Origin of the sequence: Aureimonas psammosilenae (genome assembly GCF_009176975.1) — a bacterium.
GTDB classification, from domain to species: Bacteria; Pseudomonadota; Alphaproteobacteria; order Rhizobiales; family Rhizobiaceae; genus Plantimonas; species Plantimonas psammosilenae.
Genome location: NZ_WEZG01000001.1, coordinates 648719 through 674110, shown reverse-complemented (window position 1 = coordinate 674110; position 25392 = coordinate 648719). Strand labels below are relative to the sequence as shown.

The following is a 25392-nucleotide window of genomic DNA, read 5'->3' as shown; positions in this document are numbered from 1 at the left end:
CGTCCTGTCAATTCTTGTTCGCGGCGTTCGGGAAGCCCATAATCGGCAAGATGAAGCTCGACTCCAAACTCTTCGACGGCATACGCATCAAGCCCGCTTCGCGCACCGCGAAGAAGGTCGAGGCACCCGTATGCGAATGGCAGGGCTGCCAGGAACCCGGCACCCACAAGGCGCCGCGCGGACGGGACCAGGAAGGGCAGTACCTGCACTTCTGCGTCGACCACGTGCGGCTCTACAACAAGTCCTACAACTACTTCTCCGGCCTGAACGACAAGGACATCCAGGTCTATCTGAAGGACGCCATGACCGGCCATCGCCCGACCTGGACGATGGGCGCGGACAAGAGCGGCGCGGCCGCCGCGCAGGCGCCCTTGCGGTCGAAATACCGGCCGAGCCGGGCGCGCGACGCCTTCAACATCTTCGGCGAGGAAGAAGCGGCCAAGCAGCGCGCCAAGCCGGTGCGCTCGCTGGAAGCCAAGGCCTTCGAAACGATGAGTTTGGCGCAGGACGCCACCGGCGAGACCATCCGCACCCGCTACAAGCTTCTGGTGAAGCAGTATCACCCCGATTCCAACGGCGGCGACCGCGGCCACGAGGATCGCCTGCGCGAGGTCATCCAGGCCTACAAGCTCCTGAAGCAGTCCGGCTTCTGCTGACGACCCGGTCGTTCCGCATCGCGACCGAACCATTGTCCCGTCGCGCCATCGAACCATTGTCCCGCCGCGTCATTGAAGACTTGCGGCGCGGGGCCGGGCGGATTAGGCCCTTTCCTGGCATATGAGAATTGCGCCCGTCGATCGTTTTGCGGGCTTTGGAGGTGAAATGAGCGCAGCGGTCCAGGATGTGGCTCGGCTTCCCGACACCACGGTCTCGGTGCGCGAGACCTTCGGGTTCGACAGCTCCCTGACGGTTCCCGCCTTTTCGAAGGCAGACCCGCACGTTCCCGAGATCGACCGCGACTACCTGTTCGACAAGCAGACGACGCTCGCCATTCTCGCGGGCTTCGCGCGCAACCGGCGCGTGATGGTGGCGGGCTATCACGGCACGGGCAAGTCGACGCATATCGAGCAGATCGCCGCGCGCCTCAACTGGCCCTGCATCCGCATCAATCTCGACAGCCATGTCAGCCGCATCGACCTCGTCGGCAAGGACGCGATCACGGTGCGCGAAGGGCTTCAGGTCACGGAGTTCCGCGACGGCATCCTGCCCTGGGCCTACCAGAACAACGTCGCCCTCGTGTTCGACGAATACGACGCCGGCCGCCCGGACGTGATGTTCGTGATCCAGCGCGTTCTGGAAACCTCCGGCCGCCTGACGCTGCTCGACCAGAGCCGCGTTGTGACGCCCCACCCCGCCTTCCGCCTGTTCGCCACCGCCAACACGGTCGGCCTCGGCGACACGACCGGCCTTTACCACGGCACGCAGCAGATCAATCAGGCGCAGATGGATCGCTGGTCGATCGTCACGGTGCTCAACTACCTGCCGCACGACAATGAGGTCGGCATCGTCCTCGCCAAGGCCAAGCATTTCGACAATCGCGAAGGCCGCGACATCGTGTCGAAGATGGTGCGCGTCGCCGACATGACGCGCTCGGCCTTCATCAACGGCGACCTTTCCACCGTGATGAGCCCCCGCACGGTCATCACCTGGGCGGAGAATGCCGAGATCTTCAACGATGTCGGCTTCGCCTTCCGCCTGACCTTCCTGAACAAGTGCGACGACCTGGAACGCCCCCTCGTCGCCGAGTTCTACCAGCGCGCCTTCGGCAAGGAACTGCCGGAATCGGCGGCGAACGTCGTGTTGGACTGACAGTATGGCATCTCGGACAGCGGCAGCCGAAAGATTTCGAGTAGCGGCCGCTGCAACCGGTATTGTGCTGATGCTGTCGGGATGTTTCTCGATGTGGGCTGCGGGGGAAAAAATCTATCATCGGCAAGAAAGCGGCTTCAAAACTCTTGGCAATAACGCTGCCGACGAATGGCAGGCCGATTGGCAGCGTCTTTCGAGCAAGTTTGGCTATGACGGGGAACGAATTCTGACCGCTCTCCGCAGCCGCGGAGCGTTTTGCGCACATCCGAAGAGTTCAACGTTAGATCCAAGTCCGTCAAGCTATTCTTGCCTTTATGCCTTCTGCAGAGGTCCGTTCTACCAGACGTATTCCTGGGAATTTTCGAAGGGTACGATCACGCCGGAATCGGCAAAGCTGCTCTACACAGACATGAATCTCGGAGAAGAATCTGGGTGTCAGAATGGCGGGAATGATCGACGCCTGAGAGGCGTCCAAAGGTTTGCTTTGTGTGCAGGCTTTGTCGAAGGAGGCGATTGCTCCGGGTATAACCGCCGCGAGGTCTGCAAGGCGGATGGCTGGTGCAGCGCAGTTATCCTCGAGGAGGACCGCGCGCCGATTTCGTCATCAGCCATTCCGATATGAAAGACTGAAGTAACGATGGCTCCCCGTGTCGGCGACAACGCGAAGCAGAATCCGAAGGCCGGCGCGCCGGATCGCGAGCCGTTCCGCCGGGCGGTGGCGGGCTGCATGCGTGCCATCGCGGGCGATGCGGAGCTTGAGATCACCTATGGCAACGAGCGTCCGGGGCTGACCGGCCAGCGCGCGCGCCTGCCCGAATTGCCGAAGCGCGCCACGACCAACGATGTCGCCGTCCTGCGAGGGCTCGGCGACGCCATGGCGCTGCGCCGGGCGCGGCACGACGCCAAGATCCACGCGACGCTTTCGCCGGACGGCAAGGCCGCGCGGGCCATCTTCGACGCGGTGGAACAAGCGCGCGTCGAGGCGATCGGCGCCAATGCCATGCCGGGCGTCGGTGACAATCTCGCCTCGATGATCGAGGACAAGTATTTCCGCTCCAACCTGACCGACGTCACCGACCGCGCCGAGGCGCCCCTGGAAGACGCCGTCGCCCTGATGGTGCGCGAGAAGCTGACCGGCCGCCCCGTGCCCAAAAGCGCCGAAGCGCTAGTGGATGTCTGGCGCGACTGGGTGGAGGGGAAGGCCGGCGCGCGGCTGGAACGGCTTGGGTCTTCGATCGAGGACCAGAACGCTTTCGCCAGGGCCGTCCGCGACCTTCTCACCGCCATGGACATGGCCGAGGAGCTTGGGCAGGAAGCCTCCGAGAACGACGAGCAATCGGAAGAACAGGGCGACACCCAGAACCGCGACAACGACGAGAGCAATTCGGAAAAGGAAACGGGCGAGCAGGATTCGCGCGCCGAGGAAACCGAGGCCGAGGGCGAAACGGAGGATGCGGCGGAAGCCGACGATTCCCAGATCACCGCCGACGACGCGAGCGAGGACGACGACCCGGATTCCGAGACGCCGGGCGAGTCGCGCCGCCCCCCGCCGCCCGTGGGCAGCCTCCTGGAAACCAGCGACTACCACGTCTTCTCGTCGAGTTTCGATGAGATCGTCGGCGCGGAAGAGCTTTGCGACGAGGCCGAACTCGACCGGCTGCGCTCCTTTCTCGACAAGCAGTTGTCGACGCTTCACGCGGTCGTCGCGCGCCTCGCCAACCGGCTGCAACGCCGCCTGATGGCGCAGCAGAACCGCTCCTGGGATTTCGATCTGGAAGAGGGCTATCTCGACTCGGCGCGGCTATCGCGCATCGTGATCGATCCGACGCAGCCGCTTTCCTACAAGATGGAGCGCGACACCGACTTCCGCGACACGATCGTCACGCTTCTGATCGACAATTCCGGTTCGATGCGCGGACGCCCGATCACGGTGGCGGCGACCTGCGCCGACATCCTCGCCCGCACGCTGGAGCGCTGCGGAGTGAAGGTGGAGGTGCTCGGCTTCACCACCCGGGCCTGGAAAGGCGGTCAGGCGCGGGAGGCCTGGCTGAAGAGCGGCAAGCCGCTTCGCCCCGGCCGGCTGAACGATCTCCGGCATATCGTCTATAAGTCGGCGGACGCGCCCTGGCGTCGCGCCCGGCGCAATCTCGGCCTGATGATGCGCGAAGGGCTCTTGAAGGAGAATATCGACGGCGAGGCGCTGATCTGGGCGCATTCGCGGCTGATGGCGCGGCCCGAACAGCGGCGCATCCTGATGATGATCTCGGACGGCGCGCCGGTCGACGACTCGACGCTGTCGGTCAATCCGGGCAACTATCTGGAAAAGCATCTGCGCGCGGTGATCGAGGAGATCGAAACGCGCTCGCCGGTGGAACTTCTCGCCATCGGCATCGGCCACGACGTGACGCGCTATTATCGCCGCGCCGTGACGCTGGTGGATGCCGAGGAACTGGCCGGCGCCATGACCGAGCAATTGGCTGCCTTGTTCGACAACGAAGGGTCGGCAAGCGGACGGCGGCGGGTTCGCGGGCGATGAACCTGCCGCGTCGCGGCGCTCGGGCCGCGATCATTCTGACGGCCTTTCTCCTCCTCGCCGCCCCTTCCGCGCCGGTCTTGCAGAGAGCTGAGGACATCGCGGTTGCCGCGCGTCCGATCCCGCGTTTCGACACGAGCCCCGCCGCCGGCAAACGCTTCGGCGGGTTAGATTATGTCGGGGGCTTCTCATACACGAGCCGCAGTCCGTTTCTGGAAGGCGTTTCCTCCATCCGCATGCTGAAGGGCGACCGGTTCCTCGCCGTCACCGATACCGGGCTCTGGTTCGCCGGCCGTATCGAGCGGGACGAGAAGGGCGCGCCGGTCGGCATGAGCGAGGCGCACCTGTCGCCGATCCTCGGCCCCGGCGGCCAGCCCCCGCGCCGCAAGGGCGAGGCGGATGCCGAGGGGCTGGGGATCGACAACAACGGCGACGCGCTGGTCAGCTTCGAGATCAACCATCGCATCGCGGTTTATCGCGATGCCCTGAACCCCTTCGCCTCCACGCCGCGCTTTCTCCCCCTGCCGATCCCGCGAAAGGAACTTCGCTTCAATGCGGGGTTGGAGACGATCGCGACCGCGCCGGCGAACTCGCCCTTGAAGGGCCGGACGATCACCGTGTCGGAAGCTTCCGTTGACGAAAACGGCGATCTTTTCGCCGGCATTCTCGGCCCCGGCGGCGGCGTGTTCAAGATCCGCCGTGACCCGATCTGGTCGGCGACCGACGGCGCCTTTCTTCCCGACGGCGACTTCCTGCTCCTGGAGCGCCGCTTCCAAGGCTATACGCGCGTTGGCATGCGCATCCGCCGCATCGACGGGCGCTCGATCCGTCCGGGCGCGGTGGTGGACGGACCGGTCCTCATGGAGGCGACGCTCGCGCAAGAGATCGACAACATGGAAGGCCTCGACACCTACCGCGCCCCGGACGGCTCCATCCGGCTGGTTCTCGTTTCCGACGACAACAGTTCGTTCTTCCAGCGCAACCTGTTTCTGGAATTCAAGCTGGTCGAGAACGCGGCGGCCGCCATCCAGTGAAAAGGGTGCGGTGAACGCGCCCTCCCCTCCTTCAACAGCAGCGCATGATCCGGTCCGGCCCCGTGCCGCCGCCATAGCGACGGTCCACGCGGTTGCGGTGGAACTCGGCGAGCGACATCACGGTATCACCGGGATGCTGCGCTTCGCGATGCCGGACGTAATTGTCGTAGTCCGGCACGCCGACCATCAGGTTGCCGGTGCGGGCGATGGCCTTGCCGATCTCGACCGCCTTACACAGGAACGGCATCGCCGACCTCCCGCGTCGTCGGGCGATCAACCGACAGGGCCTGACGGATGGACGTGAAGGCGTAGAAGAGCATCGCCACGATCACGATCATGAAGAAGGCGCAGAGGGCGACGTCGACATAATCGTTGAAGATGATCTGGCGCATCTCGCCCTCGGACTTGGCGGGCGCGAGAAGCCGCCCATCGGCGAGCGCGGCCGAGAAGTGCTGGGCATGCGACATGAAGCCGATGCGGATATCCGGGTGAAAGATCTTCTGGAAGCCCGCCGTCATCGTGCAGACCAGAAGCCAGGCGGTCGGCACCACCGTCACGAAGGCGTAGCGGTGCCGCTTCATCTTGAAGAGGATCACCGTGGAAAGCGTCAGCGCGATCGCTGCCAGCATCTGGTTGGAGATGCCGAAAAGCGGCCAGAGCGTGTTGATGCCGCCGAGCGGGTCGGTGACGCCCTTGTACAGGAAGTAGCCCCAGGCCGAAACGGCGAGCGCCGTCGCCAGGAGGTTGGGGACGAGCTTCTGGGTCTGCTTCATCGCCGGCACGAAGGCGCCGAGAAGGTCCTGGATCATGAAGCGCGCGACGCGGGTGCCGGCATCCACCGTGGTGAGGATGAACAGCGCTTCGAACAGAATGGCGAAATGATACCAGAAGGCCATCATCGTCTGCCCGCCGATGACGTTCGACAGGATATGCGCCATGCCGACGGCGAGCGTCGGAGCGCCGCCGGCGCGCGACATGATCGTGCCCTCGCCGACATCGCGGGCCATCTGTTCGATCATCTCCGGCGTGATGGCAAAGCCCCAGCTCGATATCTTGGCGGCGGCCTCCACCGCCGTCGTGCCGATCACGGCGGCCGGGCTGTTCATCACGAAATAGATGCCGGGCTCCAAGACGCAGGCCGCGATCAGCGCCATGATGGCGACGAAGCTTTCCGTCAGCATCGCGCCATAGCCGATGAAGCGCAGGTCCCGCTCGTTCTCCACCATCTTCGGCGTCGTGCCGCTGGAGATGAGGGCATGGAAGCCCGACACCGCGCCGCAGGCGATGGTGATGAACAGGAACGGGAAGAGCGCGCCGGAGAAGGCCGGGCCGGAGCCGTCGATGAAGGCGGTGACGGCCGGCATCTGGAGGTCGGGCCTGACGATCAGGATGCCGAGCGCCAAACCGATGATGGTCCCGATCTTCAGGAAGGTCGACAGATAATCGCGCGGCGCGAGGAGAAGCCAGACGGGGATCACGGAGGCGACGAAGCCGTAGCCCATGAGAAGCAGGGCCAGCGTTTCGCCGCTATAGGTGAACATCGGCGCGAATGTGCCGGAATGCGCCACCGGCTCGCCGAGGACGATGGCGAGGATCAGAAGCACGAAGCCGATGGCGGACACTTCGCCGACGCGGCCGGGGCGAAGATAGCGCGAATAAAGGCCCATGAAGATCGCGATCGGCATGGTGGCGATCACCGTGAAGGTGCCCCACGGGCTGCCGGCCAGCGCCTTGACCACGACGAGCGCCAGAACGGCCAGGATGATCACCATGATCATCAGGACGCCGACAAGGGCGATCGTGCCGGGCACGCGGCCCATCTCGGTGCGCACCATGTCGCCGAGCGAGCGGGCGTCGCGGCGCGTGGAGAAGAACAGGATCATGAAGTCCTGCACCGCGCCCGCGAAGACGACGCCCACGAGTAGCCAGAGCGTGCCGGGCAGGTAGCCCATCTGCGCCGCCAGAACCGGGCCGATCAGCGGGCCCGCCCCGGCGATGGCCGCGAAATGGTGGCCGAACAGGACGTTGCGGTTGGTGGGAACATAGTCGAGCCCGTCGTTGCGGCGGGTGGCCGGCGTCGAGCGGCTCGGGTCGACCTGAAGCACGCGGCTCGCGATGAACTGCCCATAGAAGCGGTAGGCGACGAGATAGGTGCAGGCCGCCGCCGTGACGATCCAGAGCGCGTTGATGGTCTCGCCGCGCGAAAGGGCGACGACGCCGAGCGCGCCCGCACCGACAAGGGCGACGAGCGCCCAAAGAAGCAGCCGCGACGGCTGCGCATTCGCTCGTGCAAGCGCCAAGATCGATCCCTCCCCCGTGATTCTCGCGAGCGGCCTCCCGGCATCCGCGAGATTCGATGATTGGTTGCGACCGTTATGCGTCTTTTAGCCGAAGGGCGCAGCCTTTAATTGCGACGCCGCTTCAGGATCGGTCAGGCCATCCGCACCTTATAGGGCATGACACGCTGCATCAGGACGCGGTAGGGCACGAGCGCGACCAGCGCGATCAGGAACTTCACGCAGAAATCGCCCATCGCCCAGGACACCCAGCGCGGCGCTTCACCGTAAAGGCCGAGCAGCGGCGACAGGCCCAGCGAGAAGTCGTCGTTCGCGCCGACAAAGGCAAAGAACGGCGCGAAGGCGACCGTGAAGAAGATCGTCGTGTCCACCACCGAGCCGGCGAGCGAGCCGAAGGCCGGGGCCTGCCACCATTTCTGCTGGCGAAGACGGCTGAACACGAAGATGTCGAGAAGCTGCGCGCAAAGGAAAGCCGTGCCCGACGCCGCCGCGATCCGCATCAAACGCTCGCCCGTGGTTTCGAACGGCATCAGCCCGGCGTGGAACAGGAGCGGCGGGGCGATGATCGACGCGGCCACGGCCACCGCGAAGCCGACATAAACCACGCGCCGCGCGAAGGCCGGGCCGTACCAGCGGTTCGACAGGTCGGTGACCAGAAAGGCGAAGGGGTAGGTGAAGGCGCCCCAGGTCAGAAGATCGGCAAGGGGCACCGAGCCAAGATGCCCTGCCATGGGGAACTGAACGAGGACGTTCGAGGCGGCGACGACGAGCGCCATGGCCGCGACGGGCGCGACATAAGTCCGGAACTTCATTTTTTTATCCTGGGGTATGGAACCAGTGAACGAAAAATCGGCGCGGATCACTCCGCGCCGATCGGTGAAATCTTCGAGGCCTAAGATCAGGAAGCGGAAGCTTCGACCGTCTCGGTCTGAGGCTCGGTCGCGCCAGCGACCTTCTTGGCGATCTGGCGCTTCAGGAGGCGCGCGCGGGAGGAAAGCTCGGTTTCCTTCGCCTTCAGGAGGAAAGCGTCGAGGCCGCCACGGTGCTCGACCGAGCGCAGACCGTGGGTGGAGATGCGCAAACGGATGCGACGGCCGAGAGCGTCGGAGATCAGCGTCACGTTCGACAGGTTCGGCAGGAAGCGGCGACGCGTCTTATTGTTCGCGTGGCTGACGTTGTTGCCGTACTGCACGGCCTTTCCGGTGAGTTCGCACACGCGCGACATGGATCTATCCTCGAGAAACAGCGTTCCGCCATGCCCATCGGGGAGCGCCACCGGCCTGCCGGCGCGTCCAATCCACGATAGACGTGATCGGGAAATCGGGTCGCTCTATAATCGCGAGGCGTGTCGAGGTCAACCGTCGCACCCCGTTCGCCTTCCTTCAACGGCCCGAACATGCCATCCGTAGCGCACCAAAAGCTTCTGATACGAAGGTGAAGGCATCATGCGGTCGAGAATGGTGGCAGGCGCACTCGCCTTTCCCTTAGGGCTAGCGGCTTTGCCCGCCCCGGCTGCCGAGCAGAGCTTCCTCACCGCCTACGACGTGTCGCTGATCGGCTTGCCGATCGGGCGCGCGTCCTTCCGGACCGAGATCGCGAAGGACAGCTATTCCGTCGACGGAACGCTCGCCTCCTCCGGCCTCGCCGATATCCTCACCACGGTGAAGGGTACGAGTTCGGTGGAAGGGCGAATCGCCGGCAACCGCCTTTACGCCACGCGCTACGCCATCGACTACGGTTCGGGCAAGAAGAGCTACAAGAGCAACGTTTCCTTCAAGGGAGGCCGCGTCACGGCGGCCAGCGTCAGGCCCGAAGCCAACCGAACGGAAGCCTATATCGCCGTGAAGCCGGACCAGTTGCGCTCCGTGGTCGATCCCTTGAGCGGCCTGATGATCAAGCCGGTCGGCGGCAAGGCCTCAGCGATCTGCGACAGGACGCTCAAATTCTACGACGGCTGGTCGCGGGTCGATCTGACGATGACGCCGGGCGGCACGAAGCCGATCTCCGTGAAGGGCTTTTCCGGCGACGCCACGGTCTGCAACGTGCGCATCAAGCCGGTCAGCGGCTACAAGGTCACGTCGAGCGGGGTGAAGTACATCACGGCGCAAGTCCTGCAGATCTGGTTCGCGCCGATCGGCTCGACGGGCGTCTATGCGCCGGTCTATGCGAGGGTGCCGACCAAGATCGGCCCCCTGACCTTCCGAGCCTCGACCTTCGCCAATCCATGACACGCACATCCCCGTCGAAGACGCTTGCGACCCTCGCCGGCTTCAGCGCGATCCTCATGTGGTCGCTTCTCGCCCTTCTGGCCGCCCGCAGCGGGGCGATGCCGCCTTTCCAGTTGAATGCCGTCACTTTCGGCATCGGCACGCTTGTCGGCCTCGCGTGGCTCGGCGCGCGGCGTTTGCCGGCGCGCCAGGCGCTCGCGACCTTCCGCCAGCCCTGGCCGGTCTGGCTTCTCGGGATCGGCGGCCTGTTCGGCTACCACGCACTCTACTTCGCGGCCCTGCGCAACGCGCCGGCTGCCGAAGCCAGCCTCATCGCCTATCTGTGGCCGCTTTTGATCGTGCTCGGCTCGGCTATGCTGCCGGGAGAGCGGCTGCGCGCCCACCACCTCGCGGGCGCGCTTCTCGGTTTTCTCGGCGCGGGTCTCCTGATCGCCTCGCGGGGCATGACGGGCTTTTCCGCCACCTACTCCCTCGGCTACGCCTTCGCCTTCGTCTGCGCCTTTCTGTGGTCCGGCTATTCGCTGCTGTCGCGGCGTTTCGCGGCCGTGCCGAGCGAGGTCGTCGCCGGTTTCTGCGCCGGGACATCGCTTCTGTCCCTCGTGGCGCATGTTCTTTTCGAGACGACGGTCTGGCCGGTCGACGCCTTTCAATGGGCGGCGGTGGCCCTCCTCGGGCTTCTGCCGGTCGGCGCAGCCTTTTACGTCTGGGACATCGGCATGAAGCGCGGCGACGTGCAGCTCCTCGGCGCTGCAAGCTATGCCGCGCCGCTTCTTTCGACGCTCGTGCTCGTGTCGGCCGGGGAAGCCGCGATGACCGGCACGCTGGCGCTCGCCGCGACGCTGATCACGCTTGGCGCGATCTTCGCCGCCCTGCCGATGTTCAGGACGGTCTTGCGCCGCCGCTCGGCGTAGCGGAAGGCTGGCGCGGCATCGGGCGCCAGTTCGGCGGGGCCAGTTCGAAGCTTTCGAAGCGAAAGCCCGGCGCCACCGTGCAACCGACCAGCGTGAAGTGGCCGAGGCTCGTCGCCGTCTGCCACCAGCCCGCCTGCACGATGAATTGCGGCTCCTCGCCGCCGAGAACGTCCGGCCCCAACCGATGGGCCGAGGCGTCGTGGCCGTTCGGCGACACGGTGAGAACGAGCGGTGCGCCGCCATACCAGTGCCAGCACTCGGCGGCATCCGTCACCCGGTGCCATTCGGAGGTCTCGCCGGCCTGAAGGAGGTAGTAGATCGCGGTGGAGCGCGCCCTCCCCTCGGCGTCCACCGCCTCGTCGCAGAAGGTCTGCCGATACCAGCCGCCTTCGGGATGGGGCTGGAGTTGAAGGCGCTGGATGATAGCCTCGACCGGGGAACCCATCAGTAGCCGTTCCGCTTTTCGCGCAAGGCGGCGAAGACGGCGACCGGATCGGCATCTTCCATGCCGAGAGAGGCTTTCAGTTCGGGGTTGTCGGCGCGCAGGAACGGGTTCGTCAGCTTCTCCAGCCCAAGCTCCACCGGCAGCGTCGCCTTGCCCGCGATCCGCAGCCGTTCCACCTCCTCCACGCGGTTGCGCAAGGTGGTGTTGCCGGGATCGACATCCACGGCGAAGCGCGCGTTGGTGGTGGTGTATTCATGGCCGCAATACAGCATCGTGTCGTCGGGAAGCGCGCGAAGGCGCTGCATGGAAGCCCACATGGTCGCCGCATCCCCTTCGAACAGCCGCCCGCAGCCGAGGGAAAACAGGGCGTCGGCCGCGAAAAGAAGCTTTTCCTCCGGGAAATGATAGGAGATTTCACCTGCCGTATGGCCGGGCGTGTCGATCACCTCGACGTCAAGCCCGCCCACCGAAAAGCGCTCGCCGCCCGACACGGCGCGGTCGATGCCGGGGATCTTCGCCTTTTCGCCGGCCGGCCCGATGATTTCGGCACCGAAGGCCGCTTTCAGCGCCTCGTTCGCCTCCACATGATCCTGGTGGTGATGGGTGGTCAGGATGTGGCTGAGCTGCCAGCCTTCCGCGTCCAAAGCGGCGCGGATCGCGGCTTCTTCCGGCGCGTCGATCGAAATCACCTTGCCGGTTGAGGGATCGTGGACGAGAACGCCAAAATTGTCGCTTCGGCAAGGAAACTGGCGGACGATGGCTTGCGGCATGGTGGAACCTGCGATGGCGGCTGACTTCTGGAAGCTAGGGCGAGCGGTGGCGGACCGCCATGGCCGCTTCATGCCGGAGGCCTGAGTGATGAGCCGCACGTCGCATCTCAACATGAACGCCGACATCCTGGAACTCCGGGAGTTCTACGACTCAAAGCTCGGGCGCGTCGCGACCCGCGCGATCACGTCGGCGCTCGTCCCGCTTTGGCGGCCGATCCGCGAGGAGCGGCTGCTCGGCATCGGCTATGCCGTGCCCTTTCTCGACCGCTTCGCCACCGATTGCGAGCGCGCCATCGCGCTGATGCCGGCCGCGCAAGGGGCGATCCCCTGGCCCGTCGGCTCGCCCTCGCAGACGGTGCTGGTGGATATCGAGGAACTGCCCTTCGGCGATGCTTCCGTCGACCGCGTTCTCGTGGTCCACGCGCTGGAATATGCCGAAAGCCCGCTGGAATTCCTGAACGAGATCTGGCGCGTCCTGGCGCCGGGCGGCCATGTCGTGATCGTCGTGCCGAACCGGCGCGGGGTCTGGGCGCGCTTCGAACACACGCCCTTCGGCTCGGGGCGTCCCTGGTCGCGCGGTCAGCTCGTGCGGCTCCTGCGCCAATCCTCCTTCACGCCGGCCGCAGCTTCCGAAGCGCTGCATTTCGCGCCCTTCCGCCGCCAATCCATGCTGGCGCTCGCGCCCGGTCTCGAACGACTCGGCCATCGCATCTGGCCGGCCTTCGCCGGCGTCGTGATCGTGGAAGCCACCAAGCAGATCTTTCGCGGCATTCCCGTCGCCAGCGCCCGGCGCGAGCGGCGACGCCTGATGCAGCCCGTCCTGGTGCCGCAAGGGGCGCGATAGAACGCATATCGCCGAAAGGCGGCGGCGCGCTAGCTTCCCCGCTCTCACCAAAAGGAGCCAAGCCATGGAAACGCGCAAACTCGGCGGGCTGTCCGTTTCGGCGGTCGGCCTCGGCTGCATGGGCATGTCGGAATTCTACGGAAACGGCGACGACAAGGAATCCGTCGACGTCATTCATCGCGCCCTGGATCTGGGCGTCACCTTTCTCGACACCGCCGATATGTACGGCGTCGGGCGCAACGAGGAACTCGTCGGACGCGCAATCAAGAACCGGCGCGACGGCGTGGTTCTGGCGACGAAGTTCGGCAATGTGCGGGGGCCGAAGGGCGAGCGGCTCGGCATCAACGGCCGGCCGGACTACGTGCGCCAGGCCTGCGACGCCAGCCTGAAGCGGCTCGGGGTCGAGGTGATCGACCTTTACTATCAGCACCGCGTCGATCCGAACGTGCCGATCGCCGAAACGGTGGGCGCGATGGGCGAACTCGTGCGGGCCGGAAAGGTGCATTATCTCGGCCTGTCGGAAGCCGGCCCCGAAACCATCCGCAGGGCGCACAGGGAGCACCCGATCACCGCGCTCCAGACCGAATATTCGCTGTGGAGCCGCGATCCGGAAGACGAGCTTTTGAGCGTCTGCCGCGAGCTTGGCATCGGCTTCGTGCCCTATTCGCCGCTCGGGCGCGGCTTTCTCACCGGGCGCTTCAAGTCCGCCGCCGACCTGCCGGACGACGATTTCCGCAAAGGTTCGCCGCGCTTCTCGGCTGAGAATTTCGACGAGAACCTGAAGCTCGTCTCGGTGGTCGAGTCCATCGCCAAGCGGCACGACGCCAAGGCCTCGCAGGTGGCGCTCGCCTGGGTGATGGCGCAAGGGGACGACATCGTGCCGATCCCCGGCACCAAGCGCATCCGCTATCTGGAAGAGAACGTCGAAGGCGCTTCCCTGACGCTGTCGAAGACGGATCTGGAAGAACTCGATGCCGCCTTCCCGAAGGACGCGGCGGCCGGCACCCGCTATCCCGAAGCCGGCATGAAGGCGGTCAACCTGTAAGAGCGCCTAACAATACCTCCGGGCCGAGGATGGGCGGAGGATTTTCGTTGTCCCGCGAGGCGCCAAACTTAAGTGATGCCGGCGGCATCGGCGGCCCGAAGGGCGGGCGAGACAAGTGGCTCGCCCCGAGGCAACGAAGCGGGCGACGGGAAGACCCGGCCAGCCGACCCCGCGAGGTTTTGTTAGGTGCTCTAAGTCCTCACCAATACCCGCCGAATCCACCATAGGGACCGACGCCGTAGCCGATCCCGCCTCCCCAGCCGCCCCGGTTGCCGTAAAGCCGGGCGCGGCGGTCGTCTTCGCGGGACAGATCGATGCGTTGCAGGCATTCGGCATAGGCGTTGGTGCCGGGCTTGAAGCCATAGGAACGGCAGGTGCGCTCGTCGTCGGCCCGCTGCTGTCGCGGGTCGACGGACACGCAGCCGGCAAGGGTCGCGGCGGAAAGAAGAACGGCGATCAGGGCGCGCATCGACATCATCGCGAAGGTCTCAGGGACGGGCTGGAGCCGTGGCGATGCTTCGCCTAGCGGCTCAGAACGAAGACGCCCTGCTGGCCGAAGAGGTTCCACAATCCCCAGGGGAGCTTGCGGCCGAGCTTCTCGCCATTGGCGTCGAGCGCCACCGCCGTTTCGATCCGCGCCCCGACTTCCTCCGTCAGCGCCACGAAATCGCGCATCGTGCAGAAATGGATGTTGGGCGTGTCGTACCAGGAATAGGGGATGTTGCGCGTCACCGGCATCCGGCCCTTCAGCCCGAGCGACAGGCGGATGGTCCAATGGCCGAAATTGGGGAAGGAGACGATCGCCCGCTCCCCGATCCGCAGGAGTTCCGACAGAACGGTTTTCGGCTCGCGCGTCGCCTGGATGGTCTGCGACAGGACCACGTAGTCGAAGGCCCCGTCGGGATAATGGACGAGGTCGCGGTCGGCATCGCCCTGGATCACCGACAACCCGCGCCGCACGCATTCGTTGACGCCGACCTGGCTGAGTTCCATGCCGCGCCCGTCGACGGATCGCTTTTCCTGGAGGAGGGCCAGAAGCGAACCGTCGCCGCAGCCGATGTCGAGAACGCGCGCGCCGGGACGCACCAGATCGGCGATGACCTGAAGATCGACCCGGCCGCTCGCCACCTCCTCCACGGTGGAACTCGTCGGCACGGGCACCGCCGAAACGAGGCTCTCGCTCATTGGAGCCCCCGCAAACGCGCGGCCGAGGACACGAAGCCGCGAATGGCGTCGAACATTTCCGGCTCGTCCAGCAGAAAGGCGTCGTGGCCGCGATCCGTCACGATCTCCACGAAGGACACGGACGCGGCGGCCGCGTTCAAGGCATGCACCACGGCGCGGCTTTCTTCCGTTGGGAACAGCCAGTCGGAGGTGAAGGACACGAGGCAGAAGCGCGTCTTCGTGCCCCGGAAGGCATCGGCCAGCCGGCCGCCATAGTCGGCGGCGATGTCGAAATAATCCATCGCCCGCGTCATGTAGAGATAGGAATTGGCGTCGAAGCGGTCGACGAAGGTCATGCCCTGGTAGCGCAGGTAGCTTTCGATCTGGAAATCGGCGTCGAAGCCGAAGCCGAGCGCTTCGCGGTCCTGAAGGTTGCGGCCGAATTTGCGCTGCAGCGCGGCTTCCGACAGATAGGTGACGTGCGCGGCCATGCGTGCCACCGCCAGCCCCTTATGGGGCCGCGTGCCGGCGGCGATGTAGCGCCCGCCATGCCATTCGGGATCGGCCATCACCGCCTGCCGGCCGACCTCGTGAAAGGCGATGTTCTGCGAGGAATGGCGCGCGCCGGTGGCGATCGGTAGCGCCGCGAAGACGCGCGCCGGATAGCTCACCGCCCATTCCAAGACCTGCATGCCGCCCATGGAGCCGCCGATCACGGCGAAGAGCGTGTCGATGCCGAGCTTGTCGATCAGCATGGCCTGCGCCCGCACCATGTCGCGAATGGTGAGGACGGGTGTGTGGAGCGCGTAGGGCTCGCCCGTCGCGGGGTCGATCGAGGCCGGCCCCGTCGAGCCCATGCAGCCGCCGACGACGTTGGAGCAGACGACGAAATAGCGCGACGTGTCGACCGGCTTGTTCTCGCCGACCAGCGAGGACCACCAGCCGGGCTTGCCCGTCACCGGATTGGGGCTCGCCACATACTGATCGCCCGTCAGGGCATGGCAGATCAGGATGGCGTTCGACTTCTCGGCGTTGAGGGTGCCATGCGTCGTATAGGCGATCTGGAAGGGCGCGAGGTTGCGGCCGGCATCAAGGCGCAGCGGCTCATCCGCGCCGAAGCGCATGACGAGGCTCGACGGTTCGCGCGCTTCGCGGGCGGCGGCATCCTCGGTCTCGTGGATACGCTCGGCTGTCTCGACACTCATGGCGCTTCTCGGGCGGCCCTTTGTTCCGGAAGGCATGGGTTCGATCACGAGACGGGCGCGGAAGCAAGCGACGCTTGGCATTCGCGCGTCGCGATGATCTAGAAGGCTCGAACCATTATTCGGGATGAACCATGCCGGCCATGAAGGAAGCCGATCCGCAGCGGCTTGGGCAGTTGCGCGCCATGATCGACGCGATCGACGAGTCCGTCCACCGCCTCCTGATCCAGCGCGCCAGCGTCATCGACGAGCTGATCGAGGCGAAAGGCACGGCCAAGAACGGCGCGGCCTTCCGGCCGGGGCGCGAGGCGGACATGATGCGGCGCCTCGCCGCCCGCCATTCCGGCAACCTGCCGCTCGTCGCCGTGGAGCATCTCTGGCGCGAGATCATCTCCACCTTCACCGCGCTCCAGGCGCCGTTCCGGGTGCGCTTCGCCACCGAAGGCGATGCGGTGGCCATGACGGAAGCCGCGCGCTTCACCTTCGGCTTCACCGTGCCGGCCGAAGCGCTGGAATCCTCCGACGAGGTGGTCGCCTGGATGGAGGAAGGCGGCACCGACAAGCTCGGCCTCGTGCCGATCGAGGCGAAGTCCGGTTCCTGGTGGGAAGGTTTGGCGAGCGCGCAGATCGTCGCCCGCCTGCCCTTCCTGCATGGCATGGAAAGACAGGCCGATGTGCCCGCCCTTGTTCTCGCCCCGCCGCTCGCCGACCCCGTGCCCTTCGAGATCGGCTGTTACGTGGTTCATGCCGCACCGAACCGCCTTTCAGGCCTGTCCCTCGACATCCTGGGGCAGGCGCCCTCCTCCTGCCTCGTCGCCACGAGCGACGGGGCGGCCTTGGCCGATGCGGCGCGGTCGGCCGGTCTCGACATCCGCGCGGTCGGCGGTTATGCGGCCCCGTTGCGCGTGGACGCCTGACCCGTCCTTCGTTTTTTGAGGATTTCTTCCATGTCGACTGCCGCATCCCGGCCCGTCCCCAAGAACGGCGTCCTCGGCATCGTGGCTTACGAGCCGGGCAAGTCCAAGGTGCCGGCCGGGGTGAAGCTCCACAAGCTTTCCTCCAACGAAACGCCGCTCGGCCCCTCGCCGCTCGTCCATGAGGCCTTGGCGAGGCTCGGCGAAAAGCTGGAACTTTATCCCGACCCGCAGTCCACTGCGCTTCGCGAGGCCATCGCCGAAACGCATGGGCTGAACATGCGCAACATCGTCTGCGGCAACGGCTCGGACGAGTTGCTGCAGCTCCTTTGCGCCGCCTATCTTTCCGATGGCGACGAGGCGATCCATACCGCGCACGCCTTCGCGATCTACGACATCTACACGCGCGCCAACGGCGCGGTGCCCGTCGTGGTGCCGGAGATGAATCTCAACGCGGATGTCGACGCGCTTCTGGCCGCCGTCACGCCCCGCACCAGAATCGTCTTCCTCGCCAACCCGAACAATCCGACCGGCAGCTACCTGCCCTTCCATGAGGTGCGCCGGCTCCATGCGGGCCTGCCGTCCAACGTCCTCTTCGTTCTCGACGCGGCCTATGCCGAATATGTGCGGCGCAACGACTACGAGGCGGGGCTGGAACTCGTGTCCGCCAACGCCAACGTCGTGATGACGCGGACCTTCTCGAAGATCCACGGCCTCGCGGCGCTGCGCATCGGCTGGATGTACGCGCCCGAAGAGATCGTGGACGTCATCAACCGCATTCGCGGGCCGTTCAACCTCAACGCCGCCGCCATCGCGGCGGGCGCGGCGGCCATTCGCGACCGCGCCCATGTGGCGCGCTCGGTGGAGCACAACGACCGCTGGCTCGAATGGGTCACGGCTGAGCTTCGCGCGCTTGGGCTGGAAGTCACGCCGAGCGTCGCGAATTTCGTGCTTGTCCACTTCCCGGCGGACAAGGGGCGCACCGCCGCGGAGGCCGAGGCCTTCCTGACGGAGCGCGGCTTCATCCTGCGCGGCGTCTCGTCCTACGGCCTGCCGAACGCCCTTCGCATGACGATCGGCTCGGAAGAAGCCAATCGCGGCACGGTGGCCGCCCTAGCCGAGTTCCTGAAGCGATGAGCGAACCTCTCTTCGAAAAGATCGCGCTGATCGGCATCGGCCTGATCGGCTCCTCCATCGCGATCAACATCCGCGAGCGCGGCCTTGCGCGCCATGTCGCCATCTCGACGCGCAGCGAAGCGACCCTCAAGCGCGCCGAGGAACTGCGGCTCGGCACGAGCTACGCGCTCGACCCGGCCGAGGCGGTTCGGGACGCCGATCTCGTGATCCTGTCCGTGCCGGTCGGCGCGTCGGGCGCGGTCGCCAAAGCCATCGCCCTGGCCCTGAAGCCCGGCGCGGTAGTGTCCGATGTCGGCTCGGTGAAGGGCTCGGTGGTCGCGGCCATGCGCCCTCACCTGCCGGATCACGTCAATTTCGTGCCCGCCCACCCCATCGCCGGCACCGAGCAGTCCGGCCCGGACGCCGGCTTTCTCGAACTCTTCGAGAACCGCTGGACGATCCTGACGCCAGTGGAAAGCGCTTCGGAAAAGGCCGTCGCCGACCTCGCCGAACTCTGGCGGGCCTGCGGCGCACGGGTCGAGACGATGACGGCCGAGCACCACGATCTGGTTCTCGCCATCGTCAGCCACGTGCCGCACCTCATCGCCTACAACATCGTCGGCACGGCGGCGGATCTGGAAACGGTGACGCAGCAGGAGGTCATCAAGTTCTCGGCCTCGGGCTTTCGCGACTTCACCCGCATCGCGGCTTCCGACCCGACCATGTGGCGCGACATCTTCCTGAACAACAAGGACGCGGTCCTCGAAATCCTCGGTCGCTTCTCCGAAGACCTCGCATCGCTTCAGCGCGCCATCCGCTGGAGCGACGGCGACGCGCTGTTCGACCTTTTCACGCGAACGCGCGCCATCCGCCGCTCCATCGTGGAAGCGGGCCAGGACACGGCCGAGCCGAATTTCGGCCGACGCCCACCGCGCAAGGACCCCTGGAACGAGCCGGGCGAATAAGAGCGCCTCACTCGATCGGCGGGATGCGCCCGAGCGGGATGAAGCCGAGCGAGGCACGGCCATCCCGCACATCGACCTGCAAAACGGTGCGGCCGTTCTCGGTCCGCCCGACGAGCCCGATGCCCGACGCCACCGTGCCGGCGATGCCTTCGGCGCCCGGCACGAGGCGGCCAGCGAGATCGGCGATGGCGGCGGGATCGGTCAGGGAAATGTCGAACCGGCCGGACAAGCGCCCTTCCCCGTCGAACGAGAAGGGACCGGCGATTTCGGCGCTGCCGCTTGCCGGCGCGGCAAAGGTCAGCACCAGCGCCCGGATCGTTCCCGAGCGGCTGCGAAGCGCTTGCGCCAGCGTGACTCCGGGCCGCTCGCCGCCGAGCCAGTCGGCCACCCCCGCTACCGAAAGATCTGCGCCGAGAGAAAAGGCCGGGATCGCCTCGAGCCCCGGCTGCGCCAGACGCACGTTCTCGTCGCTGAAGGCGAAGTCGAGATCCTCGCCGTTGCGGCGGGCGTGAACTTCGAGACGGTCGGATACGGCGAAGGGCTGGCGCGCTCCGGCCGGGCCGGCGAGCGCCACGTCCGGCTTGTCCACCGCGACCGACAAGCGGTCCACGCCCTGCGTCCAGAAATGGGTGCTGGCTTGGAGAAGGCTCCAGCGGATATCGAGAGGCGACGTGCCCGGTGCTTCGAGGAGAAGCGGCCCGTCGAGTTCGCCGACGACCTTGGCGGGGTCATAGATCTGCGCGGCGGTGCGCAACGCGCCCGCCGAAGCCTTCACGCCCTTGGTCGGCGCGGCCACCGCAATCGCGCCGCAGCGCAGTCCAAGGCGGAAGGGATAGCCGAAGACTTCCTGCCCGTCGCAGGAAAGCTCGGTGCCGCCGCCCGCCGCCGCCTCGATCGCCTGGCGCACCGCGACGTCGAGCCGGTTGGCGAGATAATACCAGGCGCCCGACAAAAGGGCCGCGAGGATGATGACCACAAGCCCGATCCCGACAAAGACGCGCCCTGCCCGACCGCCCGTTCTTGCGCTTGACGCCGCCATGCTTCTCACCTCTTACGGTCGGCCATGACCGATCTTTGGGTTTTTGGCTACGCATCGCTGATCTGGCAACCCGGCTTCGCGTTCGAAGAGCGCGTGAAGGCGCGGCTTTCGGGTTATCACCGCGCGCTTTGCATCCATTCGCACGTCCATCGCGGCACGCCGGAGCGGCCGGGGCTGGTCTTCGGCCTCGATCGCGGTGGATCCTGCATCGGCATGGCGTTTCGCGTTGCGCCGGACAAGGCGGCGGAAGTTCTCGACTACCTGAGAGCGCGCGAACTCGTCACCAATGTCTACCGGGAAACCGCGGCGTCGGTGCTGCTGGCGGATGGGCGGCGGGTCCATGCCACGACCTTCGTCGCCGATCGCGGCCATTCGCAATATGCCGGCCGGCTCGATCCGAAGGCGGCGGCGATGATCGTGGCCGGCGCGCATGGGAGTTCGGGCGCCAATGTGGATTACGTGCGCTCCTCCTTCGCGGAGATCGCGGCGCTCGGGCTTTCCGATCGCTGGCTGGCGGAAGTCGTCGCGCGGCTTTGAACGCGGCCTTCGGCCAGCGCGGTCGCAACGAGGGGAGACACGGGCAGATCGGCGCGCTCGTCATGCGCCGCCTTCAGAAGCTCGAAGCACGCACCCTCCATTTCCGTCCTGACGCGCGACAGGAGCGTCGGCCGGTCGAGCCCCGGCTCCACCGGGGGCAGGAAGCGCACGCGGATGGTGCCGGGCTGGTAGAGGCCGTGGCGCTTGGGCCAGAACGTCCCGGAGTTCAGCGCGACGGGCACGATGGGAACGCCGAGCTCAGCATAGATCATGTAGACGCCGGGGCGCGGCTCGCCGACCTCGCCGGGCTGGGTGCGCGTGCCTTCGGGAAAGATCACGATCGGCCGCCCCTGCGCGGCGGCCTTGCGTGCGCCCTCCATCATGGAGGCCATGGTCGCCCCGCGCCGCGTCCGGTCCACGGGGATCATGCCGAGGCGGCGCAGATAGGTGCCGAAAAGCGGGATCTGCGTCAGCTCCTTCTTGAGGATGAAGGCCGGCCGGTCGAGAAGCGCCGTCAGCGCCATGGTTTCCCAGAAAGACTCGTGCTTCGAGGCGACGATCGACGCGCCGGGCGGCACCTTCTCGATGCCCTCCACCACGACGTCGGTTCCCACCACCACCCGCTGGAGCCACATTCCGAGCCGCCCCCAGGCCCGCGTCTTCCGCCAGGCGAAGTCGTCGTCGAAAACGAGGAACAACGGCAGGAAGACGATCAGAAACAGCGCGAGAGAGCCGTAGAGAAGCACGGCGAAGAGGCTGGAGCGGATAGCTTTCATTCAGGATGGGTTCCCGTCCCGCCCGTGAAAGTCGGGCGCGGCGATCACATGCACCATCCGTTTTCGCGCGGCTAGTGCGCGGCGGTATCAGGAAGCCTTGCGCTGGGGCCGGGTTCCATCGCTGAGCGCCGCCGTCTGCCCTTCGAGGCCCGCCGCGAAACGCAGCCTCGTCGCCACGAGCTTGGCATATTCCACCAGAAGCACCTTGATGCCCTTGCCGCTCGGCACCGAGCCCTCGCCGAGCCACAGATCGGCGCGCGCCACCGCGTAAGGCTTGATGACGGGCACATGGGCGAAGCGCTCGAACTCCAGAAGCGTCCTCGGCATGTGGTAGTCGCTGGTGACGAGGATCAGGTCGTCGAAGCCGCGCGCCCGCGCCCAGCGGTCGGTGATCTCGGCATTGCCGACGGTGTTGAGCGCCGCATAGTCGAGATCGACGCAACAATCGAACAGGGCGCGGTCGGTTTCGGTGAGGCGCGACAGCGTGTTGGCGTTGGTGTTCGGATTGACGCCGCTGATGAGGAGGCGGGACGCCTTGCCGTTCTTCAGAAGATCCATCGCCTGATCGAGGCGCAGCGCCCCGCCCGTCAGGACGACGATGCCGTCGGCGCGTTCGATGCCGGGCGCGCGGGAGAACTGCGCGACCTCCTGCGCGAAGCGGATGAAACCGCCCGCCAGATATCCTCCGGCGAAGACGCCCGCGAAGGCGAGAGCGACGGCGACCGAGCGCAGCCTGCTGCCGGACGCGCGCCGGCGGGCGGGCGCCTTCTCTGGTCTGTCTTCCCGCACGGGAAGCGATGGGTTGGACTGCTCTTGGGGCATCGTCATCATCGGCACACGCCGGTCGGCGTTAACCAAAATTCTGCGCTCAAATCCTTTAGCGATTCTTATTCGGACCGTTCACTGACCATGTGTGATTCGTTTCTCACCTTTCCACCGGTGAAAGCATGTCGATCGCGGCGAGTTGCCGCGTCACGGTGAAGCGCGAGGTGATCGCGGTGATCGTGCCGACCACCACCACCACGGCGAGAATGCCGGCATAGCCTTTCCAGCCGATGGCGAAGGAGCCGAACAGCGCGCTGATCTGGTCGGCTTCCGGCGTTGCCATGTTGGCCGCCGTCCAATGGCCCATGGCGAGAAACACGAGAAGGCCGGCGAAGCCGCCGGCCAGCGCGCCGAAAAGGCCGAGCTTCAGGAAGTGGCGCTCGAACTCGCCGGCGATGAAGCCGGGCTTGGCCCCGACGAAATGCAGGACCTCCACGATCTGCCGGTTGCCCGACATCGCGCCGCGCGTGGCGAAGACGACGGTGAGGACGGTGGCGATCAGAACGAGAGCGAGGATGCCGAGCCCGACGAGAACCGTGGCGTTGGCCATGGACACGAGGCGCGACACCCAGGCCCGGTGATCGTCGAGGCTCGCCTGGGGCACCGCGCCCGTCAGCTTGGCGCGAAGGTCGTTGAAGTCCGGCGGGGCGCTTTCGTCGATGCCGACAAGGACGAGACGCGGAACCGGCAGTTCGTCGAGGTCCAGCCCTTCGCCGAGCCAGGGCGACAGGAGGCGCGAGGTCGCCGCGTCGTCCATCACGTCGGCGCCCGTGACGCCCGGCATCGCGAGCGCGATGCGCCTGACGGTGTCGAGAGCCTGGGCCATGTCCAGCCCCTCGTCGGGCCGCACCTGCACGGTGATCTCGCGAGAAATCTGCGATTCCCAGATCGCTGCCGTGTCGGTGACGAGCGTGACGGCGCCGAGCGTCAGGCTGGCGAGAAAAGTCATGATGGCGATCACCGTCATCAGCGCGCGGCCCGCGACGTTGCCGGGCGGCACGATGGCGGCGGGGCGAGTGTCGGCCCCGCGCCGGGCGAGCCGGGGCCGGAGGGCTGTCTTCTTTTCGGCGACACGGGAAGCGGCGTCAGTCATAGATTTCCAGCCTCCCGTCCTGAAGCACGAGACGGCGCGCTTCCAACTGGTCCATCAAGGAAAAGTCGTGCGTGGCGATCACCACGGCCGTGCCGGTGCGGTTCAGCTCCATGAAAAGGCGAAGCAGCCTTTTGGCGAGCGGCGGGTCTACATTGCCCGTCGGTTCGTCGGCCAGAAGCACGTCCGGCTGGTCGATCAGGGCCCGCGCGATGGCGGCACGCTGCTTCTCGCCGCCCGACAGGACGACGGGCAGCGCGTGCATCCGCTCGCCGAGACCGACCCATTTGATGAGATCCACCACGTCCTGCCGGTAGCTCGATTCCGACTTGCCCTGAACGCGCAAAGGCAGGGCGACGTTCTCGTAGGTGGTCATGTGGTCGAGCAGGCGGAAGTCCTGGAACACGACGCCGATGCGCCGGCGGATGGCAGGCAGGTCCGAGCGCGTGAGCGTCGAGACGTCGCGGCCGAGCATGGTGATGAGACCGCGCGTCGGCTTCACGGCGAGAAAGAGCATGCGCAGGAGACTGGTCTTGCCCGCGCCGGACGGGCCGGTCAGGAACTGGAAGGACTGGCGTTTGATCTCGAAGGAGAGATCGCGCAGCACTTCCGGCCCCATGTCGTAGCGCAGGCCGACATTCTCGAAACGTATCATCGAGCCCGTGACCCCTTGGCCGTTTGATCGCCCGTTCTCAACGCCGCTTTCGTGTCGAGTTCGGGGCGAAGTCAGTTCTGGTTAACCATGGAGGCTTAACCGTCCCTGAACTTTCGAGAAGGGAGGTGCTCCATGCACGCTCGCCGCACGGCCCATCATCGGCCGAACCATGTCATCGAAGGGCGCGCCGTCGTTCTGAACCGCTCGGGTGCGGTGCCGATACGCCCCGCCGTTCTTGTCCCAGAGCCTTGGCCGACCAACGACAACGATGCGGGCCTTCTGCCCTATAGAAGCCCGCGCCCGGCCTCGCCGGACCTCGTGTTCCCCGGCCATGCGCGTTTCGCCAAAGCGGCCGCCGCGCCGCGCCGGGGGCAAGCCGATGCCCGCGCCGCCCGGCCGGCGGACGATGCCGCGCGCGGCCGAGCCAGCGTCGGCGTGATGGTGGCGCTCGTCGCCTCGCTTTCGGCGTGGTCGATGCCGGACCTGCCCGACGCGCAGCACTCGACGCTTGGCCTTCCCTCCGCTACCACGGGCGCAGGAGGGGTCGTTTCGGGCTCCGGCAAAGGCGACAGGATAACATTCGGAAAATGATCACCGTTCGCGATCGGCAGATCGAACCGCTTTTCACTGAAAGCCAGATCGCCGACGAGATCCGTCGCCTCGCCGGCGAGATCGCCGCGCACCATCCCGTGGAAAAGAGCGGCGAGATTTTGGTTGTCGCCGTTCTGAAGGGCTCCTTCGTGTTCGCGGCCGATCTCATCCGGGCGCTTCACGCCGTGAAGCTCGCGCCGGAAGTGGAGTTCATCTCCCTGTCCTCCTATGGCGGCGGCACGGAAGGGGGCGAGGTGCGCGTGTTGCGCGATGTCGAGACCGACGTCGCGGGCCGCGTCGTGGTGATGGTGGACGACATCTTGGAATCTGGCCGCACGCTCCAGTTCGCCCGCGACCTTCTCCTGTCGCGCGGCGCGACGGCGGTGGAACTCGCCGTGCTTCTCGACAAGAGCGTGAAGCGCAAGGTCGGGATCGAGCCCGATTATGTCGGCTTCGAGTGCCCCGACCATTTCGTCGTCGGCTACGGCATGGATGTCGGCCACGCTTTTCGCGAACTTCCTTTTGTCGGGCGCGTGGTCGAGTAAGGCTTGAGCAAGCTTTGCTTGCCATGATGGACGGGAAACCGCCCCGTTCGGGCAACC

Annotated in this window: 29 protein-coding genes; 15 read left to right on the top strand and 14 right to left on the bottom strand. The window is 66.2% G+C overall.

What is annotated here, in order from left to right; genetic code table 11:
- Window positions 1-50: 50 nt before the first annotated feature.
- From F9929_RS03245 to F9929_RS03225, 5 genes are all read left to right on the top strand, one after another.
- Window positions 51-656: a J domain-containing protein gene (locus tag F9929_RS03245; protein ID WP_152045073.1), complete on the top strand. Its 606-nt coding sequence runs from the start codon at window positions 51-53 to the stop codon at window positions 654-656.
- Window positions 657-822: 166 nt separating this feature from the next.
- Window positions 823-1809, top strand: coding sequence for a cobaltochelatase subunit CobS (gene cobS, locus F9929_RS03240; RefSeq protein WP_152045072.1), 987 nt, complete (start codon window positions 823-825; stop codon window positions 1807-1809).
- A 64-nt stretch (window positions 1810-1873) separates the two neighbouring features.
- Complete coding sequence (locus F9929_RS03235) at window positions 1874-2431, top strand: hypothetical protein (RefSeq protein WP_152045071.1); 558 nt, start codon at window positions 1874-1876, stop codon at window positions 2429-2431.
- Between the two features lie 15 nt (window positions 2432-2446).
- Entirely contained in the window at window positions 2447-4345 is a 1899-nt protein-coding gene (cobT, locus tag F9929_RS03230) for a cobaltochelatase subunit CobT (RefSeq protein ID WP_152045070.1), read from the top strand.
- Complete coding sequence (locus F9929_RS03225) at window positions 4342-5376, top strand: esterase-like activity of phytase family protein (protein ID WP_152045069.1); 1035 nt, start codon at window positions 4342-4344, stop codon at window positions 5374-5376. Before cobT ends, F9929_RS03225 begins: the two co-directional genes overlap by 4 nt.
- Window positions 5377-5407: 31 nt before the next feature.
- On the opposite strand, the gene F9929_RS03220 is transcribed toward F9929_RS03225, so the two are convergent.
- From F9929_RS03220 to rpmB, 4 genes are all read right to left on the bottom strand, one after another.
- Window positions 5408-5623 carry a YbdD/YjiX family protein gene (locus F9929_RS03220; protein ID WP_152045068.1) on the bottom strand — a complete coding sequence of 72 codons (216 nt, stop codon included), beginning with the start codon at window positions 5621-5623 and terminating at the stop codon, window positions 5408-5410.
- The gene (locus tag F9929_RS03215) at window positions 5607-7679 is read right to left on the bottom strand and encodes a carbon starvation CstA family protein (RefSeq protein WP_407922199.1); all 2073 of its coding nucleotides are present in this window, start codon (window positions 7677-7679) and stop codon (window positions 5607-5609) included. The genes F9929_RS03220 and F9929_RS03215 overlap by 17 nt, the downstream gene beginning before the upstream one ends.
- 128 nt (window positions 7680-7807) lie before the next feature.
- Complete coding sequence (locus F9929_RS03210; RefSeq protein ID WP_152045066.1) at window positions 7808-8485, bottom strand: queuosine precursor transporter; 678 nt, start codon at window positions 8483-8485, stop codon at window positions 7808-7810.
- 86 nt (window positions 8486-8571) lie between these two features.
- Window positions 8572-8898, bottom strand: a complete 327-nt coding sequence (rpmB, locus tag F9929_RS03205; RefSeq protein ID WP_152045065.1) for a 50S ribosomal protein L28 — start codon at window positions 8896-8898, stop codon at window positions 8572-8574.
- 220 nt (window positions 8899-9118) lie between these two features.
- On the opposite strand from rpmB, the gene F9929_RS03200 reads away from it, so the two are divergent.
- Both F9929_RS03200 and yddG read left to right on the top strand, forming a co-directional pair.
- The gene (locus tag F9929_RS03200) at window positions 9119-9901 is read left to right on the top strand and encodes a DUF3108 domain-containing protein (protein ID WP_235918971.1); all 783 of its coding nucleotides are present in this window, start codon (window positions 9119-9121) and stop codon (window positions 9899-9901) included.
- On the top strand, window positions 9898-10812 hold the full coding sequence (gene yddG / locus F9929_RS03195; protein ID WP_152045064.1) for an aromatic amino acid exporter YddG: 915 nt from the start codon (window positions 9898-9900) through the stop codon (window positions 10810-10812). Before F9929_RS03200 ends, yddG begins: the two co-directional genes overlap by 4 nt.
- Here the strand turns inward: yddG and F9929_RS03190 are convergent.
- Window positions 10781-11257 carry a cupin domain-containing protein gene (locus F9929_RS03190; protein ID WP_152045063.1) on the bottom strand — a complete coding sequence of 159 codons (477 nt, stop codon included), beginning with the start codon at window positions 11255-11257 and terminating at the stop codon, window positions 10781-10783. The two genes, yddG and F9929_RS03190, sit on opposite strands and share 32 nt — an antisense overlap.
- Window positions 11257-12027, bottom strand: a complete 771-nt coding sequence (gene gloB, locus F9929_RS03185; RefSeq protein ID WP_152045062.1) for a hydroxyacylglutathione hydrolase — start codon at window positions 12025-12027, stop codon at window positions 11257-11259. Before gloB ends, F9929_RS03190 begins: the two co-directional genes overlap by 1 nt.
- A 112-nt stretch (window positions 12028-12139) precedes the next feature.
- On the opposite strand from gloB, the gene F9929_RS03180 reads away from it, so the two are divergent.
- On the top strand, window positions 12140-12871 hold the full coding sequence (locus F9929_RS03180; RefSeq protein WP_193227600.1) for a class I SAM-dependent methyltransferase: 732 nt from the start codon (window positions 12140-12142) through the stop codon (window positions 12869-12871).
- Window positions 12872-12935: 64 nt separating this feature from the next.
- Window positions 12936-13916, top strand: a complete 981-nt coding sequence (locus F9929_RS03175; protein WP_152045060.1) for an aldo/keto reductase — start codon at window positions 12936-12938, stop codon at window positions 13914-13916.
- A gap of 199 nt (window positions 13917-14115) precedes the next feature.
- Here F9929_RS03175 and F9929_RS03170 read toward each other — a convergent pair whose 3' ends face one another.
- The 3 genes from F9929_RS03170 to metX are packed head-to-tail and all read right to left on the bottom strand — an operon-like array spanning window position 14116 to window position 16285.
- Complete coding sequence (locus F9929_RS03170; protein WP_328595978.1) at window positions 14116-14391, bottom strand: hypothetical protein; 276 nt, start codon at window positions 14389-14391, stop codon at window positions 14116-14118.
- Window positions 14392-14438: 47 nt separating this feature from the next.
- Window positions 14439-15101 (bottom strand): methionine biosynthesis protein MetW, encoded by a 663-nt coding sequence (gene metW / locus F9929_RS03165; RefSeq protein WP_152045059.1) that lies wholly within the window; start codon window positions 15099-15101, stop codon window positions 14439-14441.
- On the bottom strand, window positions 15098-16285 hold the full coding sequence (metX, locus tag F9929_RS03160; protein WP_152045058.1) for a homoserine O-acetyltransferase MetX: 1188 nt from the start codon (window positions 16283-16285) through the stop codon (window positions 15098-15100). Before metX ends, metW begins: the two co-directional genes overlap by 4 nt.
- A 131-nt stretch (window positions 16286-16416) precedes the next feature.
- On the opposite strand from metX, the gene F9929_RS03155 reads away from it, so the two are divergent.
- From F9929_RS03155 to F9929_RS03145, 3 genes are read left to right on the top strand one after another with little or no spacing between them, the layout of a single operon-like run.
- Window positions 16417-17199 (top strand): chorismate mutase, encoded by a 783-nt coding sequence (locus F9929_RS03155; protein ID WP_152045057.1) that lies wholly within the window; start codon window positions 16417-16419, stop codon window positions 17197-17199.
- Window positions 17200-17229: 30 nt separating this feature from the next.
- The gene (gene hisC, locus F9929_RS03150) at window positions 17230-18333 is read left to right on the top strand and encodes a histidinol-phosphate transaminase (RefSeq protein ID WP_152045056.1); all 1104 of its coding nucleotides are present in this window, start codon (window positions 17230-17232) and stop codon (window positions 18331-18333) included.
- Entirely contained in the window at window positions 18330-19277 is a 948-nt protein-coding gene (locus tag F9929_RS03145; protein ID WP_152045055.1) for a prephenate/arogenate dehydrogenase family protein, read from the top strand. Before hisC ends, F9929_RS03145 begins: the two co-directional genes overlap by 4 nt.
- Window positions 19278-19284: 7 nt before the next feature.
- Here F9929_RS03145 and F9929_RS03140 read toward each other — a convergent pair whose 3' ends face one another.
- Complete coding sequence (locus F9929_RS03140; protein WP_152045054.1) at window positions 19285-20316, bottom strand: DUF2125 domain-containing protein; 1032 nt, start codon at window positions 20314-20316, stop codon at window positions 19285-19287.
- Between the two features lie 24 nt (window positions 20317-20340).
- Here F9929_RS03140 and F9929_RS03135 point away from each other — a divergent pair, with 24 nt between their 5' ends.
- The gene (locus F9929_RS03135) at window positions 20341-20853 is read left to right on the top strand and encodes a gamma-glutamylcyclotransferase (protein ID WP_152045053.1); all 513 of its coding nucleotides are present in this window, start codon (window positions 20341-20343) and stop codon (window positions 20851-20853) included.
- Here F9929_RS03135 and F9929_RS03130 read toward each other — a convergent pair.
- The 4 genes from F9929_RS03130 to ftsE form a co-directional block, all read right to left on the bottom strand.
- On the bottom strand, window positions 20772-21629 hold the full coding sequence (locus tag F9929_RS03130; RefSeq protein WP_152045052.1) for a lysophospholipid acyltransferase family protein: 858 nt from the start codon (window positions 21627-21629) through the stop codon (window positions 20772-20774). The two genes, F9929_RS03135 and F9929_RS03130, sit on opposite strands and share 82 nt — an antisense overlap.
- 87 nt (window positions 21630-21716) lie before the next feature.
- Entirely contained in the window at window positions 21717-22451 is a 735-nt protein-coding gene (locus F9929_RS03125) for a YdcF family protein (protein WP_235918969.1), read from the bottom strand.
- 103 nt (window positions 22452-22554) lie between these two features.
- Window positions 22555-23547 carry a cell division protein FtsX gene (locus F9929_RS03120; RefSeq protein WP_235918967.1) on the bottom strand — a complete coding sequence of 331 codons (993 nt, stop codon included), beginning with the start codon at window positions 23545-23547 and terminating at the stop codon, window positions 22555-22557.
- A complete protein-coding gene (gene ftsE / locus F9929_RS03115; RefSeq protein WP_152045050.1) occupies window positions 23540-24199 on the bottom strand; it encodes a cell division ATP-binding protein FtsE in 660 nt (219 codons plus the stop codon). The genes F9929_RS03120 and ftsE overlap by 8 nt, the downstream gene beginning before the upstream one ends.
- Before the next feature lie 132 nt (window positions 24200-24331).
- Between ftsE and F9929_RS03110 the strand changes: the two genes are divergently transcribed.
- Together F9929_RS03110 and hpt are read left to right on the top strand one after the other, a co-directional pair.
- Entirely contained in the window at window positions 24332-24790 is a 459-nt protein-coding gene (locus F9929_RS03110; protein ID WP_152045049.1) for a hypothetical protein, read from the top strand.
- Entirely contained in the window at window positions 24787-25335 is a 549-nt protein-coding gene (gene hpt, locus F9929_RS03105; RefSeq protein ID WP_152045048.1) for a hypoxanthine phosphoribosyltransferase, read from the top strand. Before F9929_RS03110 ends, hpt begins: the two co-directional genes overlap by 4 nt.
- Window positions 25336-25392 lie beyond the last annotated feature (57 nt).

Excerpts from the sequence above, each read along its gene's own strand:
- F9929_RS03245 (WP_152045073.1), top strand. The coding sequence starts at position 51 with ATGAAGCTCGACTCCAAACTCTTCGACGGCATACGCATCAAGCCCGCT.
- cobS (WP_152045072.1), top strand. The coding sequence starts at position 823 with ATGAGCGCAGCGGTCCAGGATGTGGCTCGGCTTCCCGACACCACGGTC.
- cobT (WP_152045070.1), top strand. The coding sequence starts at position 2,447 with ATGGCTCCCCGTGTCGGCGACAACGCGAAGCAGAATCCGAAGGCCGGC.
- F9929_RS03225 (WP_152045069.1), top strand. The coding sequence starts at position 4,342 with ATGAACCTGCCGCGTCGCGGCGCTCGGGCCGCGATCATTCTGACGGCC.
- F9929_RS03220 (WP_152045068.1), bottom strand. The coding sequence starts at position 5,623 with ATGCCGTTCCTGTGTAAGGCGGTCGAGATCGGCAAGGCCATCGCCCGC.
- F9929_RS03210 (WP_152045066.1), bottom strand. The coding sequence starts at position 8,485 with ATGAAGTTCCGGACTTATGTCGCGCCCGTCGCGGCCATGGCGCTCGTC.
- rpmB (WP_152045065.1), bottom strand. The coding sequence starts at position 8,898 with ATGTCGCGCGTGTGCGAACTCACCGGAAAGGCCGTGCAGTACGGCAAC.
- F9929_RS03200 (WP_235918971.1), top strand. The coding sequence starts at position 9,119 with ATGCGGTCGAGAATGGTGGCAGGCGCACTCGCCTTTCCCTTAGGGCTA.
- yddG (WP_152045064.1), top strand. The coding sequence starts at position 9,898 with ATGACACGCACATCCCCGTCGAAGACGCTTGCGACCCTCGCCGGCTTC.
- F9929_RS03190 (WP_152045063.1), bottom strand. The coding sequence starts at position 11,257 with ATGGGTTCCCCGGTCGAGGCTATCATCCAGCGCCTTCAACTCCAGCCC.
- gloB (WP_152045062.1), bottom strand. The coding sequence starts at position 12,027 with ATGCCGCAAGCCATCGTCCGCCAGTTTCCTTGCCGAAGCGACAATTTT.
- F9929_RS03180 (WP_193227600.1), top strand. The coding sequence starts at position 12,140 with ATGAACGCCGACATCCTGGAACTCCGGGAGTTCTACGACTCAAAGCTC.
- F9929_RS03175 (WP_152045060.1), top strand. The coding sequence starts at position 12,936 with ATGGAAACGCGCAAACTCGGCGGGCTGTCCGTTTCGGCGGTCGGCCTC.
- F9929_RS03170 (WP_328595978.1), bottom strand. The coding sequence starts at position 14,391 with ATGTCGATGCGCGCCCTGATCGCCGTTCTTCTTTCCGCCGCGACCCTT.
- metW (WP_152045059.1), bottom strand. The coding sequence starts at position 15,101 with ATGAGCGAGAGCCTCGTTTCGGCGGTGCCCGTGCCGACGAGTTCCACC.
- metX (WP_152045058.1), bottom strand. The coding sequence starts at position 16,285 with ATGAGTGTCGAGACAGCCGAGCGTATCCACGAGACCGAGGATGCCGCC.
- F9929_RS03155 (WP_152045057.1), top strand. The coding sequence starts at position 16,417 with ATGCCGGCCATGAAGGAAGCCGATCCGCAGCGGCTTGGGCAGTTGCGC.
- hisC (WP_152045056.1), top strand. The coding sequence starts at position 17,230 with ATGTCGACTGCCGCATCCCGGCCCGTCCCCAAGAACGGCGTCCTCGGC.
- F9929_RS03145 (WP_152045055.1), top strand. The coding sequence starts at position 18,330 with ATGAGCGAACCTCTCTTCGAAAAGATCGCGCTGATCGGCATCGGCCTG.
- F9929_RS03140 (WP_152045054.1), bottom strand. The coding sequence starts at position 20,316 with ATGGCGGCGTCAAGCGCAAGAACGGGCGGTCGGGCAGGGCGCGTCTTT.
- F9929_RS03135 (WP_152045053.1), top strand. The coding sequence starts at position 20,341 with ATGACCGATCTTTGGGTTTTTGGCTACGCATCGCTGATCTGGCAACCC.
- F9929_RS03130 (WP_152045052.1), bottom strand. The coding sequence starts at position 21,629 with ATGAAAGCTATCCGCTCCAGCCTCTTCGCCGTGCTTCTCTACGGCTCT.
- F9929_RS03125 (WP_235918969.1), bottom strand. The coding sequence starts at position 22,451 with ATGCCCCAAGAGCAGTCCAACCCATCGCTTCCCGTGCGGGAAGACAGA.
- F9929_RS03120 (WP_235918967.1), bottom strand. The coding sequence starts at position 23,547 with ATGACTGACGCCGCTTCCCGTGTCGCCGAAAAGAAGACAGCCCTCCGG.
- ftsE (WP_152045050.1), bottom strand. The coding sequence starts at position 24,199 with ATGATACGTTTCGAGAATGTCGGCCTGCGCTACGACATGGGGCCGGAA.
- F9929_RS03110 (WP_152045049.1), top strand. The coding sequence starts at position 24,332 with ATGCACGCTCGCCGCACGGCCCATCATCGGCCGAACCATGTCATCGAA.
- hpt (WP_152045048.1), top strand. The coding sequence starts at position 24,787 with ATGATCACCGTTCGCGATCGGCAGATCGAACCGCTTTTCACTGAAAGC.